The 2,528-nt window shown below is 54.7% G+C and carries 1 protein-coding gene; it reads right to left on the minus strand.

Translation table 11 applies throughout. The features are described 5' to 3' along the window. Positions 1-1,551: 1,551 nt before the first annotated feature. A complete protein-coding gene (locus tag FYK55_RS28620) occupies positions 1,552-2,058 on the minus strand; it encodes a hypothetical protein (RefSeq protein ID WP_150080042.1) in 507 nt (168 codons plus the stop codon). Between the last annotated feature and the right edge of the window lie 470 nt (positions 2,059-2,528).

Raw genomic sequence — 2,528 nt, forward strand, 5'->3', positions numbered from 1 at the left:
ACGCTGCTCCGTACGTCAGACGTCCAGCGTTGGGCTTGTTGGCCCAATCGAGAGAGCGAGTGTTTCGTAAACCACACGGTCACTTCGTCGGTCGTCTCGGCTCTACGTGACAATTCACGGGAACGTCCGGCGATATGCGGGTCGCCGCGTTGGACCTGACGTTTTCGAGAACCATCCTCGGCGACTCCGCATCATCGCATGGTTCCCGCCTGTCTTTGAAAATCGGTCTGACAATGGTAACCGGCAACTGCTCGCGGTTCCAACATCACGCGAGTCCTCAGCGTTGGGGGCATTCCAGCCAGGCGTCAGGCAGCGGTTGCTCGAATGGGAACTGCATCACCTCTCACGCCAACGAACCGACTTCCAGGTTCGCTCCGCAGCTAGGCGTTTGAACATGAGTTTCGAGAATACGCTGCGCCGTACGGCATCATCTCGCGTTGAGCTTGCTGGCCAAACCGAACGAGTCGATGCTCCGTAACCCACACGGTCATTTCGTCGATCGTCTTATCTTTACGAAGCATGTTGCGGGAACGTCACAAATCACCGAGTCGCCGCGATTGACTTGAATTCATAAACAAACCGGACTCGGCGACTTCGGTGGATTTGATTGTTATTCCACTTTTCTGCGGACATCCCTTGCGTTCAGCCGGAGCGTCGCAATGATACCGGTCATCTCATCGTTCTCTGGCAAGTGGCACGCTCGACACTCAACTCCCGCACGATATACACGCGAGTAGACCAAGCCCCGTTCTGTTCTTTGGACGCTAACATCTCTGCCTGAGGAAACTGAAAGAATTGCTTTCTTCATAGCAGAGAGGAGTTTTGGGTTGCTTGTTTGATTTTTGAAATAGGAACTGTGCAACTCGAGCAGCTCCGAGTCGCTCTGTTCCAGGGCGAGTTGCCTCATTTGGCGTTTCTCAAGCCATCCATGGATAAAAAAGACCAAAAGGGCCGCGATACATACAAGAGCCAAAAGGGTCGAAAGTCGGAATCTCATGACCGAGGTCGATTGGAATAACGGTAGGGATCACCGGGGCCGCGCGAATGATCCAGCAATCCCGATCCAACCTGACTCGCGGCCTCCGCGTGCATCCCATGGTTCGTCGACTGCCTCGGTCGGTGTTGGTGTCTGCAGCGGTGATTCAATGAACGTCATCGTACCGGCTAGCGACGGCCCCGTGGGGCGTTCCATGTGTATGGATCGGCGTCGGTGCGGTGCTGGTTTGTCGGTAGTTGCATTTCACATGACATTGTCGTGCCGGCTAATGGTCTGCCGCGGGACGTTGCATCCGTCGGCGTTGTTTTCGCAGTCGGAACGTGTCATGCAGCAGACATGGCATCTGATTCAAGCCGCTTCCACCCGAACCCGGGTTGAACAGCGCGATTAATTTGGTGGTTCGCTTCGATCATCACCGTCGACAGCTCGGGGCCGCATCGAACGTTCCGGTTTGATCGTGCCGACGAACGTCGGCGATGACCGGGCCGCGGCGAGCGATCATCCACGTGAAAAAACCTGACTCCGCGGCTCCGTGTCCATCGCTTGGTTACCCGTCATCTGGTTTGTCCGCGAACAAACTCGGATAGCCCATGGCCGTAGCGTTTTGAATGAAAGTATGCCCATTGATCATTCGAGGCCGGAGGCATGTCGTATCTTCCAACGTGTTTGTCGGTGCGAGGATACCAGAATCGTCCATGTTCATCGAGCAATCCGCAGCCATACTCGACTCGAAACGTCTCTGTGGACGGTTCTTCGGCAATGATTGAAAAGCGAGCAGGAGAATCGGAATGGCCAAGTTCTGTAAAAAAGCAGATTCGAAACGTTACAGTGATGGACAAGCCGAAGTTGATCTGGACATCTTCGATCATGGAATAATCAATGACCGGAGCATCTCCAGCAAACGATGCATCGGCGGCAGCGTCATGTAGCATTTCAGCGGTGAATTCGAAGTTTGGATCGTCATGCAGCTCGGCGATGACGTTGCAATTGCCTTGGCCACACTCCTCAGCAGTGGTGTATCGTGCGAGAAGTGGCCTTGCGATCGTGAAAAGTGTGTGCAAGTGGTCGAAGACGTTCGGGCTCCTGAGATTTGCGGTGGATCGGTCGGGTAACGTTCGGCGATATGCGGGTCGCCACGTTGGACCGGACGTCTTCCAGAACCGTCCTCGGCGACTCCGCATCATCGCATGGTTCCCGTCTTTCTTTGAACATCAATCGAACAATGGTACCCGGCAAACGCTCACCGTTTCAATATTACGCGATTCATCGGCGTTGGGGGCATTCCAGCCTGAGGCCGATCGTTGGTTCGATGCGATTGGCGTGAATCGCCCGACGACTGCGAATCAGCCGGTCCGATTCTCAGGTTCGCTCTGCAGATAGGCGTCTGAACAAGGGCTCTGAAAAAACGCTACTCCGCACGGCCGACAACCAGCATTGCGTCTGTTGACCAAATCGAGAGAGCGAGTATTCCAATTTCCACACGGTCAATTTGTCGGTCGTCTTGGTTCTACGCGCCAATTCACGGGAACGT

Source organism: Roseiconus nitratireducens (assembly GCF_008629675.1).
GTDB classification, from domain to species: domain Bacteria; phylum Planctomycetota; class Planctomycetia; order Pirellulales; family Pirellulaceae; genus Stieleria; species Stieleria nitratireducens.